The 15,281-nt window shown below is 33.8% G+C and carries 13 protein-coding genes and 1 tRNA gene; 13 read left to right on the forward strand and 1 reads right to left on the reverse strand.

Annotated elements, in window-relative coordinates; genetic code table 11:
* The first annotated feature begins 206 nt into the window (after positions 1 to 206).
* From JYK00_RS05585 to JYK00_RS05610, 6 genes are read left to right on the forward strand one after another with little or no spacing between them, the layout of a single operon-like run.
* Positions 207 to 1,190: a LacI family DNA-binding transcriptional regulator gene (locus JYK00_RS05585; RefSeq protein WP_207565943.1), complete on the forward strand. Its 984-nt coding sequence runs from the start codon at positions 207 to 209 to the stop codon at positions 1,188 to 1,190.
* Positions 1,191 to 1,205: 15 nt separating this feature from the next.
* Positions 1,206 to 2,420: an ABC transporter substrate-binding protein gene (locus JYK00_RS05590; protein ID WP_207565944.1), complete on the forward strand. Its 1,215-nt coding sequence runs from the start codon at positions 1,206 to 1,208 to the stop codon at positions 2,418 to 2,420.
* A 60-nt stretch (positions 2,421 to 2,480) separates the two neighbouring features.
* Positions 2,481 to 3,641 carry a carbohydrate ABC transporter permease gene (locus tag JYK00_RS05595; RefSeq protein WP_207565945.1) on the forward strand — a complete coding sequence of 387 codons (1,161 nt, stop codon included), beginning with the start codon at positions 2,481 to 2,483 and terminating at the stop codon, positions 3,639 to 3,641.
* Positions 3,642 to 3,658: 17 nt separating this feature from the next.
* Entirely contained in the window at positions 3,659 to 4,540 is an 882-nt protein-coding gene (locus tag JYK00_RS05600; protein ID WP_207565946.1) for a carbohydrate ABC transporter permease, read from the forward strand.
* Positions 4,541 to 4,561: 21 nt separating this feature from the next.
* Positions 4,562 to 5,215 carry a beta-phosphoglucomutase gene (pgmB, locus tag JYK00_RS05605; RefSeq protein WP_228288121.1) on the forward strand — a complete coding sequence of 218 codons (654 nt, stop codon included), beginning with the start codon at positions 4,562 to 4,564 and terminating at the stop codon, positions 5,213 to 5,215.
* Between the two features lie 2 nt (positions 5,216 to 5,217).
* The gene (locus JYK00_RS05610) at positions 5,218 to 7,491 is read left to right on the forward strand and encodes a glycoside hydrolase family 65 protein (RefSeq protein WP_207565948.1); all 2,274 of its coding nucleotides are present in this window, start codon (positions 5,218 to 5,220) and stop codon (positions 7,489 to 7,491) included.
* 128 nt (positions 7,492 to 7,619) lie between these two features.
* Here JYK00_RS05610 and JYK00_RS05615 read toward each other — a convergent pair whose 3' ends face one another.
* Positions 7,620 to 8,516 (reverse strand): transposase, encoded by an 897-nt coding sequence (locus JYK00_RS05615; protein WP_207565949.1) that lies wholly within the window; start codon positions 8,514 to 8,516, stop codon positions 7,620 to 7,622.
* Between the two features lie 121 nt (positions 8,517 to 8,637).
* Here JYK00_RS05615 and JYK00_RS05620 point away from each other — a divergent pair.
* The 7 genes from JYK00_RS05620 (at position 8,638) to glpK (ending at position 15,280) form a co-directional block, all read left to right on the forward strand.
* Positions 8,638 to 8,726: transfer RNA gene (locus JYK00_RS05620), tRNA-Leu, on the forward strand.
* Positions 8,727 to 9,159: 433 nt separating this feature from the next.
* Complete coding sequence (locus tag JYK00_RS05625) at positions 9,160 to 9,567, forward strand: hypothetical protein (protein WP_207565950.1); 408 nt, start codon at positions 9,160 to 9,162, stop codon at positions 9,565 to 9,567.
* A 22-nt stretch (positions 9,568 to 9,589) separates the two neighbouring features.
* The gene (locus JYK00_RS05630) at positions 9,590 to 10,639 is read left to right on the forward strand and encodes a GGDEF domain-containing protein (protein WP_207565951.1); all 1,050 of its coding nucleotides are present in this window, start codon (positions 9,590 to 9,592) and stop codon (positions 10,637 to 10,639) included.
* A gap of 131 nt (positions 10,640 to 10,770) precedes the next feature.
* Positions 10,771 to 12,207 carry an NAD(P)/FAD-dependent oxidoreductase gene (locus JYK00_RS05635; protein ID WP_207565952.1) on the forward strand — a complete coding sequence of 479 codons (1,437 nt, stop codon included), beginning with the start codon at positions 10,771 to 10,773 and terminating at the stop codon, positions 12,205 to 12,207.
* Positions 12,204 to 13,436, forward strand: coding sequence for an NAD(P)/FAD-dependent oxidoreductase (locus JYK00_RS05640; RefSeq protein ID WP_207565953.1), 1,233 nt, complete (start codon positions 12,204 to 12,206; stop codon positions 13,434 to 13,436). The genes JYK00_RS05635 and JYK00_RS05640 overlap by 4 nt, the downstream gene beginning before the upstream one ends.
* Positions 13,429 to 13,863 carry a DUF1667 domain-containing protein gene (locus JYK00_RS05645; RefSeq protein ID WP_228288122.1) on the forward strand — a complete coding sequence of 145 codons (435 nt, stop codon included), beginning with the start codon at positions 13,429 to 13,431 and terminating at the stop codon, positions 13,861 to 13,863. Before JYK00_RS05640 ends, JYK00_RS05645 begins: the two co-directional genes overlap by 8 nt.
* Positions 13,805 to 15,280: a glycerol kinase GlpK gene (gene glpK, locus JYK00_RS05650; RefSeq protein WP_207565955.1), complete on the forward strand. Its 1,476-nt coding sequence runs from the start codon at positions 13,805 to 13,807 to the stop codon at positions 15,278 to 15,280. Before JYK00_RS05645 ends, glpK begins: the two co-directional genes overlap by 59 nt.
* Position 15,281 lies beyond the last annotated feature (1 nt).

Below are 15,281 nucleotides of genomic sequence, written 5' to 3' on the forward strand. Positions count from 1 at the left end.
CAAAAAACTTTTTTACAATTTTAAAGTAATTAACAACCTGTGAATTTTTTTAATTTTGAAATATTCGATGATTTTTTTTGATAATAATGAATGAACGTGTATTTTATTAAAAAATCATGATTTATAGTACTTGATTTGCTCATAGCAAAAATAATATTATGTAATCGATTACAGTAATCGATTACATTTATCAGGAGATGATAACAATGAAAATTAAGGATATAGCGAAATTAGCAGGTGTTTCTGTGGCTACAGTGTCAAGGGTCTTTAATGATCCAGAAAAGGTAAAGCCGGAAACCAGAAAGAAAGTTTTGAAAGTGGTGGAATCAGTTGGTTATAGTCCTCATGCAGTTGCAAAATTTTTAAGAACTAAAGAGACCGGGCTATACGCATTAACTGTTATGGGTACTGTGGAAGATGTGTTTGAAGATACATATTCCACAAAATTTTTAAAAGGTGCTGTTGAGTATTTTTCAAAGCATGGAAAAAAGATAGTTATAGATGTATATTCTGGGGAGAATATTCTTGAATATTATAAATCCATTGTTAACAGTAAACTTTTTGAAGGAGTTATTCTTCTCGATATTGTAGATAATGATCCGCGTATAGATTATTTGAAAAGTACAAATTTCCCATTTGTATGTGTGGGTCAGAACAACAAAAACAATTTCATATATGTGGATACAGATAATGTTACAGGAGGTTTTTTGGCTGGAAAACATTTATATGAAATAGGATGTAAAAAGGTATTGTATATAGGTGGGTATGCGGAATTACCTTTTGAAAGATTAAGGCTTGCTGGTTTTAAAGATGCGTGTAAAAAATTTGGTATGAAATGTGAAATAGAATATGCAAATTTTAAGGAACAAATGGTGCATGACATAATCGAGAGATATATTTCAGATAATAGATTTCTATTCCAGGGAATTTTTTGTGATTCTGACATAATGGCGTATACCGCATATATTTCCTTAAAAAATTATGGGATCGATGTTCCAGTTGTAGGATTTGATAATATAAGGCTTTCGGAAATTGCTTCTATAACGACTATAGATCAGAATATAATGCTTGTTGGGTATAAAGTTGCTGAAAAACTCCACAAACTTTCTTTAGGAAAGGAGGTTAAATCGGAAATTGTACCTGTAAAACTTGTTATCAGAAATAATACCGCTGTTTTTCTCAACTTATAAAAGGGAGGGATTTTTATGAAAAAGGTGTTAGTTGTGATTTTTTCAGCGTTATTATTTGTAAGTCTGTTTGGTGTAGTTACTATTACCATTTCTGGTTGGCCTGGTAACCCAGTGGAAGAGGCAGCCATTAAAGAGGCGGTGGATCTTTTCAATTCTACACACAGTGATATAAAAATAAATTGGGAGCCCATTCCTGGAGATTATAAGCAAACTCTTATGACAAGACTTTCTGGAGGAACCGGTCCTGATCTGTTTTATGTAGATGTTTATGTTTTTGAGGAACTTGCAAGGAAAAATGTGTTATTACCTCTTGATGCTTTTATAAGAAAAGATAAATTTGACCTTAACCAATTCTATTCCTCACTTATAAATGCATTTACTTACAATGGCCGAGTTTATGGAATTGCCAAAGATTTCTCCACTCTGGCAGTGTACTATAACAAAGAAATATTCGATAAGTATGGGGTACCATATCCAACAAGCAACGATACCTGGGATGACTTTTTGAATAAAGCTTTGATGTTAAAGAAAAAAGGTTTTGAAACACCGCTTGTGCTCGCTGCAGATTTCAATAGAGTCATTCCATTTATATTGAGCTTTGGTGGAAGATTAGTTAAAGATGATTTGTCAACAGCTCTTGGGGAACCTAAATCACGCAAAGGATTAAAATTCTACACTGACCTTGTTACAAAATACAAAGTAGCTGCTGAACCTTCTACTCTTGGAGTTGGTTGGATAGGGGAAGCGCTTGCAACAGAAAAAGTTGCACTTGGTATGTCGGGACCATGGACTTATGGTTATATGAAAGGTGCATATCCAGACACATTGAAAAAAATGGGAATAGTTGAAATGCCACGTGGCGAGAAAAAAGCAACGATGATTTACACAGTTTCATGGTCGATAAATAGGCAGACAAAGCATAAGGAAGAAGCCTGGGAAGTCTTAAAATTCCTCGTGACTAAAGGTCAGGAAATATTTGTCGAAAAAGCAGGTGTTTTAGCGTCAAACAAGAAAATAGCAGAAAAAGATACAGATCCTATGAAACAACCATTCTACAAAGGTGCTGAATATGGACACCCGTGGAGAGTCCCAACAGTTACAGGTATATTCTCAATTGCCAATGATCAAATCAACAGTTTGTTAAAAGACGTCTTTGCCGGAAAAATAACAGTTGATAAAGCGATAAATACCATAGTTAAAAACTATAATAATTGGGTGCTTGGAGAGTAATATTGCTTAGAAAGTGGGGCCCTCCCCACTTTCTTTTAATGAATGAGGGGGTATCAAAAATTGAAATGGCGAACTAAAGAAGCATTATATGGATACATATTTTCGTTACCTATGATTCTTGTTTTTTTGATTTTTCTGATATACCCTATAATAATGTCTGTATATTATAGTTTTACAAATTATCAACCTTTAGAAGCTCAGAAATTTAATTATACATTTGACCCGAAAGAAGCGATAGAATTTCATACTGGCTATTTTATAGAAGATGCACCATCTTTGGAAGAGTTAAAAAGTGTATTTGATCCTGTGTCATTTGTTGAGGTTGATGTAGGGGTAAATCTTGACGAAAATCAAAAAGAAGCAATAAGAAAATACTTTAACGTTGATCTTCTTTTGAAAGATTTTATCGAGAATAAACTCGATATTGAAATAAAGATTTCTGATTTTATGAAACGTTATATGAGTAAAGAATCATCACTTTTTTCAAAATATATACCTGATTTTGTTGGGGTGAATAACTTTAAAAGACTTTTAAAAGATGATTTGTTTTGGACTTCACTCTGGAATACTATTTTATATACCATAATAGTTGTACCTGTGCAAACATTGCTGGCTGTAATTTTGGCCGTGGCAGCCAATCTAAAAATTCGTGGAGTTAATTTTTACAAATTGGTATTTTTCATTCCTTCGATAACATCTTCGGCAGCAATATCTATGATTTTTCTTCTAATTTACTCAAAACCTGGTATATTGAATAGGTTACTTGTTACTTTGTCCGGTGGCAGATTTGTTCCAATAGATTGGTTGAATGAGCCAAAAGTAGCTCTTTTTGCTATTATGATGATGAATATATGGACAACAGCAGGGTATTTTATGGTAACTTTTCTTGCAGGTCTTCAGGATATTCCCAGCTCAATATACGAAGCAGCGAGGATAGATGGTGCAAATGCCTGGAACACTTTCTGGAAAATTACTTTTCCGCTCTTGAGGCCTCAAATTTTATTTGTTTCAATAATGGGAACCATAGGCTGTATGCAGGTTTTTGATCAAATTTATTTTCTTATAAAAAACTTAAGAAATATCACTATTTCATTTTATATTTATAAAAATGCATTCGAGTATGGAAGAATGGGTTATGCTTCTGCACTGGCATTTGTGTTATTTGGAATAATATTGTTAATAACAATGGTTCAAAGAAAAGTGGTTAAAGAAGAATATTAAATCTGGAGTGTGAAACTATGAAAAAGTGGACAATTGCTCGAATAATATCTTATATAGTTTTAATAGCTTATGTTGTAATATCTCTTTTCCCCTTTTTATGGGCATTTCTTGTTTCGCTTACGCCAATGACTTACGTGGATGAGAATGGTGAAACTCGTGGTGTAGATATTATGAAATGGCCTCCTCAAATAAGATTGTTTCCACCAAAAGCATTTGGTGCTCCTTTGAGCTTTAAAAATTATGTAGAAATATTCAGAGTAGTACCTTTATATGGAAGATGGGTTCTGAATACCGTGATATATGCTTCTTTACTTACTTTAGGAAATTTAATACTTGATACGTTAGGAGGTTACGCTTTTGCTCGTTTGAGGTTTCCGTTAAAAAATATAATATTTACTTTGTTCCTTGCAACTATGATGGTTCCATTTCAGGTTACAATGATACCTTTGTATAATATGCTTGTGAAATATGGACTGATCAATACCTATCGTGGATTGTTTTTGCCAAAACTAACCAACGTATTTGGTCTTTTCCTTATGAGACAATTCTTTTTAAATTTCCCAAAAGAACTGGAGGAAGCAGCAAGAATAGATGGAAGTTCCATACCAGGGATATTTTTTAAAATAGTTATTCCAAACGCAAAACCAGCAATTGCTGCATTGTCAATTTATACTTTTATGGGGGCATGGAATGAGTTTATGTGGCCACTTATAGTAACTTCGAGAAAAGAAATGTTTACTCTCACCATGGGATTGAACTTTTTCAGAGCAACTTATTATACTTACTGGCAATACATGATGGCGGCTTCTCTTTTCATGACAGTTCCAATGTTAATAATATTTTTATCTTTCCAGAAGCAATTTATTGAAACGGGAAAAGCAATAGCCGTAAAAGGTTAAATTTTAGAAAGGAGGAGTTTGGTGGTTAAAGCCTGTATATTTGATCTTGATGGAGTTTTAGTTGACACTGCCAGATACCACTATTTAGCATGGAAAAGACTGGCAAAAGAGATGGGATTCGATTTTACGGAGGAGGATAACGAAAGACTGAAGGGAGTCAGTAGAATGCGTTCTCTGGAAATCTTACTGGATATAGGGAAAATAAACGTCTCTGAAAAACAGAAATTAGAGCTTGCAGAAAGAAAAAATTCATGGTATGTTGAATATATTTCAAAAATGAATGAGTCAGAGATTTTGCCAGGGGTAAATGACTTTTTAAATCTTTTAAGAAAAAGTGATATAAAAATTGCAGTGGCTTCAGCCAGTAAAAATGCAAAAATTATTATAGAAAAAACGGGATTGGGAAAATATTTAGATATTTTAGTTGATGGGACTCAAATTCAAAATGCAAAACCAGACCCTGAGATATTTTTAAAAGCAAGTCAACTATTAGGAGTAAAGCCTGAAAATTGTGTAGTGTTTGAAGATTCAATTGCTGGAATAAAAGCCGCGAAAGCCGCAGGTATGAAATGTATTGGTGTTGGTGATTCAGAAAAGCTCTGGATGGCGGATAAGGTGATACCGGATTTTCTTGGAGTGGATTTGAAAGTTCTGGATTTTGAGGGAGGAGTTTAAAGATGTGGAAAATAGTTCAGGATAGTTATGATAGGGTAAAGAACAGAAATTATGAGACAATATTTACATTAGCAAATGGTTACAGAGGTTTTCGCGGTTACAATGAGTTTTCGATGTTTAGAGACAAAGGAAATTATATAGCAGGTATATTTGATAAAAGTACAGCTCAGGTTCCTGAACTGGTTAATTTTCCTGATCCTCTGGAAGTTAATTTTTACTTAGATAATACAAAATTAAGTGTTGATGACCTGGAATTTAAGTATTTTACGAGAACACTTGATATGAAAAATTCAGTTCTTATTACTGAGGTTGAATTTAAAATCTCTGAAAAAAAGCATATTAGAATAAAAGCTGAAAGGTTTGTTAGTAGAAATAACATACACCGTTATGGTGTGAGGTATATAATTTCTGGAAACTTTGAGGGGAAATTGCTGGTAGAGAATGTTATTGATGGTCGTACGACTAACGGAACTTTTGATCCTATAAATAGAGTAAGACATTACAATATAATTGAAAAAAGAAATATGTCACCAGGTTTACTGATGGTTTCAAAAACAAAGGACTCAGGAATAACTGTGGTAGAAGCGAATAATTTATTGATTTTTTCTAATAATGACAATGTTGCAAAGAACAGAAGATATGAGGAATTTGGAGACTATATAAGGGAGATTTATGAAGTTTTTATGATGCCTGGTAAAAATTATATATGTATTAAGTACGGAGTAACTTATACAAGCAGGGAAATAGAGGATCCTGTAAAAGAAGCTTTAGTTGATTTGGAGGAATTTATTTTAGAGGGCTTTGATATAGAATTGGAACGCCATAAAGAAATTCAGAAAAAAATATGGGAAAAGATAAATGTGAAAATAGAAGGTGACGAATTAGCTGATAAAGCATTGAGATTTAATTTATTTCACCTTGCATCATGTGGTAGTGAGTATGATGCAAAGGTAAGTATAGGTGCTAAAGGATTACACGGTGAAGGTTATAAAGGTCATGTGTTCTGGGATACTGAAACTTTTATGTTTCCATTTTTCCTTTATACTCAACCGTGTATAGCTAAAAATTTGTTGATGTATAGATACAATACCTTAGAAGGAGCAAGGGAAAATGCTTTTGAAAATGGATACAGTGGGGCACAATTTCCGTGGGAATCAGCAGAGGATGGTAGAGAAGTTACTCCAAAATGGGGATTGGATTATTATGGTAATCATGTGAGAATATGGACAGGAGATGAAGAGTACCATATAAATTCAGATATAGCGGTGGCGATATTCGATTATTATAGAGCTACCGGTGATGAAGATTTTATGATAAATTACGGTATAGAGCTTTTAGCGGATACGGCTAAATTCTGGGCTTCTCGTGTAGAATACAATCAAAAGTTTGACAGGTATGAAATAAACAGGGTAATAGGTCCAGACGAATTCCACGAACATGTTAATAACAATGTTTATACAAATTACCTTGCAAAATGGCATCTTAGTAAAGCTTATGAGTTTCTCAAATGGCTTGAGAAACGTTCCCCTGAAAAATTTGTAAAACTTATTACTGGATTAGGTATTTCAAAATCCGACATTAATGAATGGCTGGAAATTTCTAAGAAAATATACATTCCGAAAAGAGAAGATAGTAGTCTTATAGAACAATTTGAAGGGTACTTTAAATTGAAAGATTATGTAATCACAGAGTATGATGAAAATGGAATGCCAAAATGGCCAAAAGGTGTAAATCTTTCAAAGTTGAATGAAACAAAATTAATAAAACAACCCGATGTGATTATGTTAATGCTTCTTTTGCAGGAGGAATTTACTCTTGAAGAAAAAAGGGTGAATTATGAATATTACGAGAAACGAACTATGCATAAATCATCCCTGAGTCCATCCATTTATTCGATTATGGGGATCAAAGTAGGAGATACACACAATGCATACAAATATTTTATGAAAACGGTACTTGTTGATCTTGAAAATAACCAGGGAAACACAGAGCTTGGATTACATGCAGCTTCAGCAGGTGGAGCGTGGCAGGCGGCGGTGTTTGGTTTTGGAGGATTGAGTGTGGATAAAAATGGAATGTTGCATTTTGATCCGTGGTTACCAGAGCATTGGCAGAGCTTAAGTTATAAAATATTCTGGAAAGGATTGCAGATGGTAATAACAGTTAAAAAGGAAAAAATTATTATTACATATGGAAAAGAAATAGAGGTTTTCGTAAAAGGACGAAAGGTGAGGATTTTACCCGCTTCTGAAAATGTTTTTCCACTGGAAAATTAAAAGAGGTTGTAAGAGATGTGTTGTGAATGTGGCCCTGTTTCAAAAATCGTATAAGAATAAGAAAAATGAACTTGAAATATACAATTTTTTTATGAATTTCATGTGAATTTATGTAATTTTATCTAATTTTATCTAATTTTACATGGAATTATATAAAATTTGTATATTTTTATATGATTTTCTATGAAATTTGTAATATCATTCCACAACTGTGTAAAAAGAAAAATATATGCCACATACAGGTTGTACAATAAAAACTTTATTAGTGCCTGTATCCTTGCCATGTCCTCTCTGTAGGCGTATACATATCCCCCAAGCTTTGTTTTTATGTTTCCAAATAGTCCTTCTATTTCGTTCCTTTCTTTGTATTCTTCATAATCTACTTCTTTCCTGCCTATTGCTCTTTTTCTTATTTTTATTACCTCTTTTATTCCTCTTTTTTTCAGATACTCCCTCAACCATTTAACATCGTACAGCTTGTCTGCTATGAATTTCTTTCCCTTGAGTTCTATCTTTTTCAATAGTTTTTTTAGAAGTTTTATTTCACTTGAATAAGCTTTTCCCACTTCCACATACTGAAAAAGTTTGTATTTTCCTTTTGTTAACACTACTTCACATCTAACGTGGTTCTTTATCTGTCGTACATATGTACCTCTCATCCAGTTCAAGGTAGTATGTTTCTTAAACCCTATTCCTGTACCGTCTACTATAATACTCTCTATCTCACACTGAAGTGTGTTGTGTATGAAGTTTATAAGATGTTTTATAATCTCTTCTAATTGAAGAACCCTGTAATGAAAGTCCCTGAGTGATGGAACTTTGTTAAAGTACATTGTACCTATTTCTAATGTCTCTCTGAATGAAAGTCCCAACAGTTCTTTAAGAACTGCTAATGAAAGTATTAATACATCTGAATATTTCCTAGGCCTCCCCCTATTGGTAGATTTTTGGGGAAGTTGTGGTAAAATATTTTTGTAGAATTTTTGGATAAGTTTGAATATCTTCTTTATGTTTCTTCTTCTCATAGCAAGGGAGATTATAACATCTCCCTTGCTTTTTTTCTATACCTTTCCTTCCTATTTTTGAAACAGACCCTTGTGAATGTTGACCATGGAAATGCTTTATGTTAAAATATAAAGCGTGAAAGCCGAGGTGGCGGAATTGGGAGACGCGGTTGACTCAAAATCAACTGGGGTTGACGCCCCATGCGGGTTCGAGTCCCGCCCTCGGCACCATATGAAAAAGGAGCCTTTAAAGGCTCCTTTTTTGTTTGACTTTTTCGAGTCTTTATTCTGGAGGAATGTCTGGAAACTTCTACTAAGTTAGACTTTTTGACTTGAGAATAAGTTCTATTTTTAAGTAATGTTGTTTAAAATACATCGTTAACAAGTTTGTAGCGTCTTTATTTTTTTCCTTATAAAGTCCTTTATTATTTATGTTTTTTGCTAAAAACTTCATTATCTTTCATTAACCATCTGATATCTTTTCTGACTTTTGTCATATTTTCTTTTTGCTTAAAAACGCAGAAAATTTTACTTATAAGAAATTGCGATGTCATTGAAATGTATATTTTTTGTGATATTCTTTATCCAAATAGTAATAAGAAGTGTTTTTTAATAAAAGCCTGAAAAGGAAGCTTAATTTTTGTCAGGGGTGTGGGGTGGTAGTTTGAAAGCTTTTTATCTGCCATTAATTGCTTTAGGAGTGTTTATGGGAATATTCGGTCTGTATCATTACTTTGTTGCCAGACCAGAAGGTTTAGTGTTGGAGTTTGATAAAGATGTTCCAAGTTATTTTTTGTTTGATAAACCATCGATTGTAACTTATCATGCAGTGTTTACAGAAAAAGATTACGATACTCTGGTTATTCCGAAAGTTTCTGGGAATATTTTAAAAATTTATTTGAATGATTTTCTTATATATGAAATTGGAACAGAAACTTCAAATATATGGAATAGAGTATTGTTAGTGAAAGTTGATAGGAAAATGTTTAAAGAAAATAATCATTTAAAAGTTGAAATTTATGGGACATACGATGCCGGGATTCATCAAGATTTGTTTTTTTACCGATTATAAAAGCGCTTCGCGATATGCTTTTTTGAACAATTTGCTAAAAAAAGAAGATTTTTATCTTATTGCACTTGGTAGCTCTTTGATCTCTGGAGTTGTTATTATATTATTTGGAAAGAATATTTCAAAAAAGCAATATAAAAGGGCTTATTTGTATTTTGGTATTTCTATTTTGCTTATATCAATATATCTTTTTGACTATCAGTTTAGATTAACTTCCGGGAATGTGGTGATGTTTTTAACTTTGAAAAAAATTTTCCTTTTGTCGAGTTATTTTTCTCTGTTTTTATATCTTATGGGAATTGAACAGTATGTTCTTGGATTTTTTAAATCAAAATGGCTTAATTTTGCAATTTTTCCAATCGCTTTTTTAATAGCAACTTCTCCAAACTTTTCTTATTATGTTAGGTTTTCTCAGATTGGTAATCTTTTTGTGTTATTTCTTATAATTTATACGTTGATAGTAATTTTTGCATATAAAGTTGAACGACTTTACTTTTCGTTCACATTTTTAGCTCTTTGTGTCGCTGAAACGATTTTTGGTCTTTTATTTGACACTTTTACAGAGTACGATTTTTTGCTTGGTTATGGATTAATTACAGTATTTTTAGGTCTCTCTATAAAACTTACTCTTGATTATAAAAATATAATCCTTGAAAATCAGTATTTTTATGAAAAGTCTCTTACTGATCCTTTGACTGGAGCCTATAACAGGGAGATTTTTAACAGTTTGAACCCCGCCGGTTATTTTGTTTTAATTGATCTTGACAAATTTAAAGAATATAACGATAAGTTTGGGCATAAAAAGGGAGATGAGTTGCTAAAAGGATTTGTTAGTTTTATAAAAGGAAGAATAAGACAGGAGGATCTTATTATAAGGATAGGTGGAGATGAATTTGTTATAATTACCAACGCACATGAGCCTGAGAAATTTATTGAAAGATTGAGAAGGGATGTTTATAAAGAACTTGGGATTGGTTTTTCATATGGAATGTCAATATTTAATAACTTTTCAAAGGCGTACAAAGTAGCTGATAAAAAGTTGTATAACATGAAAAAGAATAAAAGTAAGCTGTAGTTTCTTTTTTTGTAATGATTGTGGTATAATATTATTGCTATGTGAATAGAACAGGCTTGGGAGACAATGGAGAAGCCATATGCCAATGTGTATTGGCATATGGCTTTTTTTATCGTTTTGGAGGTGTTTATATGAAAATTTATATCATAGGTGCGGGTATTTCCGGGAGTCTTATTGCCCGGGAATTATCGAAATATGAAGTGGAAGTACATCTTATTGAAAAAAATCCTGATGTAGGTTGGGGTGTAACAAAGGCAAATTCTGCAATCATTCATGGAGGATACGATGATCCTCCAGGAACTGTGAGAGCGCAGTTTTCATCAATTGGGAATAAAATGTATGATCAACTTTCTAAGGAGCTGGACTTTGATTTTAAAAGAATAGGTTCATACGTAGTGGCATTTAATGAAAATGAAGTTTTATATTTGAAGGAGTTAAAAGAGCGTGGAAGAAAAAATGGTGTTACTAATCTTGAAATTGTAGATGTAAAAGAGTTAAAGACTAAAGAACCTAATATTAATGAAAATGCTATTGCGGCTCTTTGGTGTCCAGACGCTGGCATAACAGAACCATGGGAAGTAGCTATTGCTGCGATAGAAAATGCCAGAAAAAACGGATTGATTCTTCATTTGTCTGAAAAGGTAGTTGATATAGTGGTAGAAAAGGGGAAAGTAAAGAGATTGGTAACTAATAAAGGAGAGTACAAGGCAGACATAGTAATAAATGCAGCAGGTTTGTTTGCAGATGAAATAGCCAGAATGGCAGGTGCAGAAGGCTTCAAAATATATCCAAGAAAGGGAGAATATATTTTACTTGACAAAAAGTTAAATGGATTGGTTAATTCAGTAATATTCCCTACTCCAACAAAGACTTCAAAAGGTGTTCTTGTTCTGCCAACGGTAGATGGAGGTATTCTGATAGGGCCTAACGCTGTTGATCTTCCAGTGGAAGAAAAGTCAAATCTTAGTACAACAAAAGAAGGCTTAACTGAGATTTATGGTAGGGCTAAACATCTTGTGCCTGGTATAGATCTTTCTTATACAATAAAAACATTTTCAGGTTTACGCCCGGAAAATAATAGAAAAGATTTCATTATAGGAGCCACAAAAATCTGGGGATTTATAAATGTTGCCGGGATAAGATCCCCTGGGCTTACAGCAGCTCCTGCTTTTGCTAAGTACATAGTTGAAAAAATCTTTCCAGAAAATTTGAAAGTAAATCTTGTGAAAAAGAAAGAATTTAATCCGTATAGAAAAAGAATTCCAAACATGAGTTATTTCAATTTAGAAAAGTGGGATAAGTTGGTAAAGAAAGATCCTAAGTACGGTAAATTAGTATGTTTTTGTAATAATGTTACAGAAGGTGAAATTGTTGAAGCTATAAAAAGAGGAGCACGTACAGTTGATGGTGTTAAATTCAGAACGAGAGCCTCTTTTGGAAGGTGTCAGGGTGGTTTTTGTGGATTAAAAATAATAGAAATTCTGGCAAGAGAATTGGGAATATCTGTGGAAGAGGTAAAGCAAAATTATAGAAACTCATGGATTATAGATGGCAAGGTGAGAATATGAGAAAAGAAAAAGTAGATGTTTTGGTGATAGGTGGAGGCGCAGCTGGACTTGCTGCAGCTATTGAATCTGCAAATCATGGAGTTAAAACAATTTTACTTGAAAGGGAAAGAAAAACAGGAGGAGTGTTAAATCAATGTATTCATAACGGCTTTGGCCTTCATGTGTTTAAGCAGGAACTTACTGGACCAGAATTTATGGAATTACTCTGGGAGGAACTTTCTAAAACATCTGCTATTGTAAAAAGTGATAGCACTGTATTAAAAATAGCACCGGAAAGTAAAGAGGTTACAGTACTATCCCGGGAAGGGGTGGTTATTTATCAGGTAAAATCTCTTATAGTTTCTACAGGCGCCCGCGAAAGATCGTTAAATAATTTGGGAATACCAGGTGCTCGTGTGGCAGGGGTATTTACTGCAGGTGTTGTTCAAAAAATGGTGAATATTTACAATAGATTACCAGGCCATAATGTATTGATAGTCGGTTCAGGAGATATAGGATTAATAATGGCGCGAAGATTAAAAATTGAGGGAATGAACGTTGTTGGTGTCGTGGAAATTATGCCAGAGCCTGGTGGTTTGATAAGAAATGTTGTTCAGTGTCTTGAAGATTTTGATATTCCTTTGTGGCTGAGTCATACTGTAACAGAAATTCACGGAACTGGCAGATTGGAAGGAGTTACTGTGGCAAAAGTTGATGGGGAACTTAAACCAATTCTTGGAACGGAAAAATTTTTAAAAGTTGATACCCTTGTAACTTCTGTAGGTCTTATTCCACAAAATGGACTTATTGAGAACTTTGTAGAAATGGATCCAATCAATCGTGGCCCTGTAATTGATGATCTTATGAGAACAAGTGTAGAATGGATTTTTGCTGCCGGAAATAACGTTGCAGTTCATGATTTAGTTGATTTTGTTTATGAAGAAGGAAAAATTGCCGGGAAATATGCTGCACTTTATGCTCTTGGAGAAAAATTACCCGGGGTGAAGTATAACTTTAAACGCGGTAATAATGTGGGAGTTATGCTGCCTCACAGGGTTACCGGCGAAATTCCATTTAAAATGTACATAAGGTCTAAAAAGATTTTGAAAAGTTGTGAAGTAAAATTCAACGGAAAGAGGTTCAGAATATTTAATTGGAAAATTAGACCAAGTGAAATGTTAGACTTACATTTGAATAAATTTGATGCTTTCTCGGAGACAACGAATGTGGAGGTGAATGAACTTGAGTAAAAAAAAGATGATATGTATAATGTGTCCTATAGGTTGTGAATTAACTGTTTCAAAACAAGGAGAAAAAATAACGGTAGAAGGTAATAGATGTTTGAGAGGTAGAGAATATGGAATTAATGAAATGGTAAATCCCAGAAGGGTTTTAACCATGAGTGTTAAAGTTGAAAATGGGGAAATGGACCTTGTATCTGTTAGAACTGATGCACCAATTCCTAAGAAACTTATTTATGATATTATAGAATATATAAAGAAACTTAAAGTTAAAGCTCCAGTAAAAAGGGGAGAGATTATTGTAAAAAATATTTTTAACACAGGTGTTAATTTAATTGCTACAAGAACTGTTGAAAAAACAAAGATGGGGGGAGAAGATGAAATACGTACTTGCACTGGATCAGGGAACGACAAGCTCTCGGGCAATTGTGTTTGATAGGAATGGGAAATGCGTTGACCTGTTGAATCAGGAGTTTAAACAGATATACCCACGTCCTGGCTGGGTGGAACATGATCCGATGGATATTTTGAATTCCCAGCTATATGTGGCAAAAAGGCTTATAGAAAGGGTTGGCGTAGAAAATATAGCTGCTATTGGCATAACGAACCAGCGTGAGACTACTATACTCTGGGATAAACGAACAGGCAAACCGGTATACAATGCAATTGTCTGGCAGTGTAGAAGAACAGCTGAAATGTGTGATAGGTTGAAAGAAGCGGGCTATGAGAAAATTATAAGAGAAAAAACAGGGCTTGTAATTGACGCATATTTTTCTGCTACTAAAATAAAATGGATTTTTGAGAATGTACATGGTGTTTATGAAGAGGCTAAGAAGGGTAATATTTTGTTTGGCACAGTTGACAGCTGGCTTATTTGGAATTTAACTGGTGGGAAAGTTCATGTAATAGATTATACAAATGCATCGAGAACAATGCTTTTCAATATAAAAACACTTACATGGGATGAAGAACTTCTTGAGATTTTTGGAATACCACGTTCAATATTGCCAACTCCTGTACCATCAAGTTATGTGTATGGGACAACTGAATTTTTTGGTAAAGAGATTCCTGTTTCAGGTGATGCTGGAGATCAACAGGCATCACTTTTCGGACAAATTTGTTATACTCCTGGAATGGTGAAAAACACGTATGGAACAGGTTGTTTTTTACTTATGAATACAGGAAATATTCCATACTTTTCCGAATCTGGGCTAATTACAACTATTGCGTGGGGTATGGATAATGAAATTACTTATGCATTGGAAGGTAGTATATTTATTGCTGGTGCAGCAATCCAGTGGTTGAGGGATAATCTTGGGTTAATAAACGATGCTTCGGAAACAGAGCAAATAGCGTTTTCAGTTCCTGATTCTGGTGGATTATACTTTGTTCCTGCTATGGTTGGACTTGGCGCACCATATTGGGATATGTATGCAAGGGGGCTCATGATAGGAATTACAAGGGGAACGACAAAAGAACATATTGTGAGAGCAGTACTTGAATCTATTGCATATCAAACAAGAGATGTTCTTGATGTTATGAGAAGTGAAACTAATATAGAATTGAAAACCTTGAGAGTTGACGGTGGGGCATCCAACAATAACTTTTTAATGCAATTTCAGGCAGACATTTTAGGTGTTCCTGTTGAGAGGCCAAAAGTTACTGAAACTACAGCACTTGGCGCGGCATATCTTGCAGGGCTTGGAGTTGGTTTCTGGAATGATAAAGAAGAAATAGCCTGGGAACTTGATAAAAGATTTGAACCAGGAATTGATTCTAATCTCAGGGATAGAATGTATAATAATTGGAAACGAGCTGTTAAACGATCTATGAGTTGGGTGGATGGTGAATAAA

The organism is Thermosipho ferrireducens (genome assembly GCF_017358165.1).
GTDB lineage: Bacteria > Thermotogota > Thermotogae > Thermotogales > Fervidobacteriaceae > Thermosipho_B > Thermosipho_B ferrireducens.

What these genes read in the sequence shown, in the direction of transcription:
- JYK00_RS05585 (WP_207565943.1), top strand. Translation starts at nt 207, where the DNA reads ATGAAAATTAAGGATATAGCGAAATTAGCAGGTGTTTCTGTGGCTACA.
- JYK00_RS05590 (WP_207565944.1), top strand. Translation starts at nt 1,206, where the DNA reads ATGAAAAAGGTGTTAGTTGTGATTTTTTCAGCGTTATTATTTGTAAGT.
- JYK00_RS05600 (WP_207565946.1), top strand. Translation starts at nt 3,659, where the DNA reads ATGAAAAAGTGGACAATTGCTCGAATAATATCTTATATAGTTTTAATA.
- JYK00_RS05610 (WP_207565948.1), top strand. Translation starts at nt 5,218, where the DNA reads ATGTGGAAAATAGTTCAGGATAGTTATGATAGGGTAAAGAACAGAAAT.
- JYK00_RS05615 (WP_207565949.1), bottom strand. Translation starts at nt 8,516, where the DNA reads ATGAGAAGAAGAAACATAAAGAAGATATTCAAACTTATCCAAAAATTC.
- JYK00_RS05635 (WP_207565952.1), top strand. Translation starts at nt 10,771, where the DNA reads ATGAAAATTTATATCATAGGTGCGGGTATTTCCGGGAGTCTTATTGCC.
- JYK00_RS05640 (WP_207565953.1), top strand. Translation starts at nt 12,204, where the DNA reads ATGAGAAAAGAAAAAGTAGATGTTTTGGTGATAGGTGGAGGCGCAGCT.
- glpK (WP_207565955.1), top strand. Translation starts at nt 13,805, where the DNA reads ATGAAATACGTACTTGCACTGGATCAGGGAACGACAAGCTCTCGGGCA.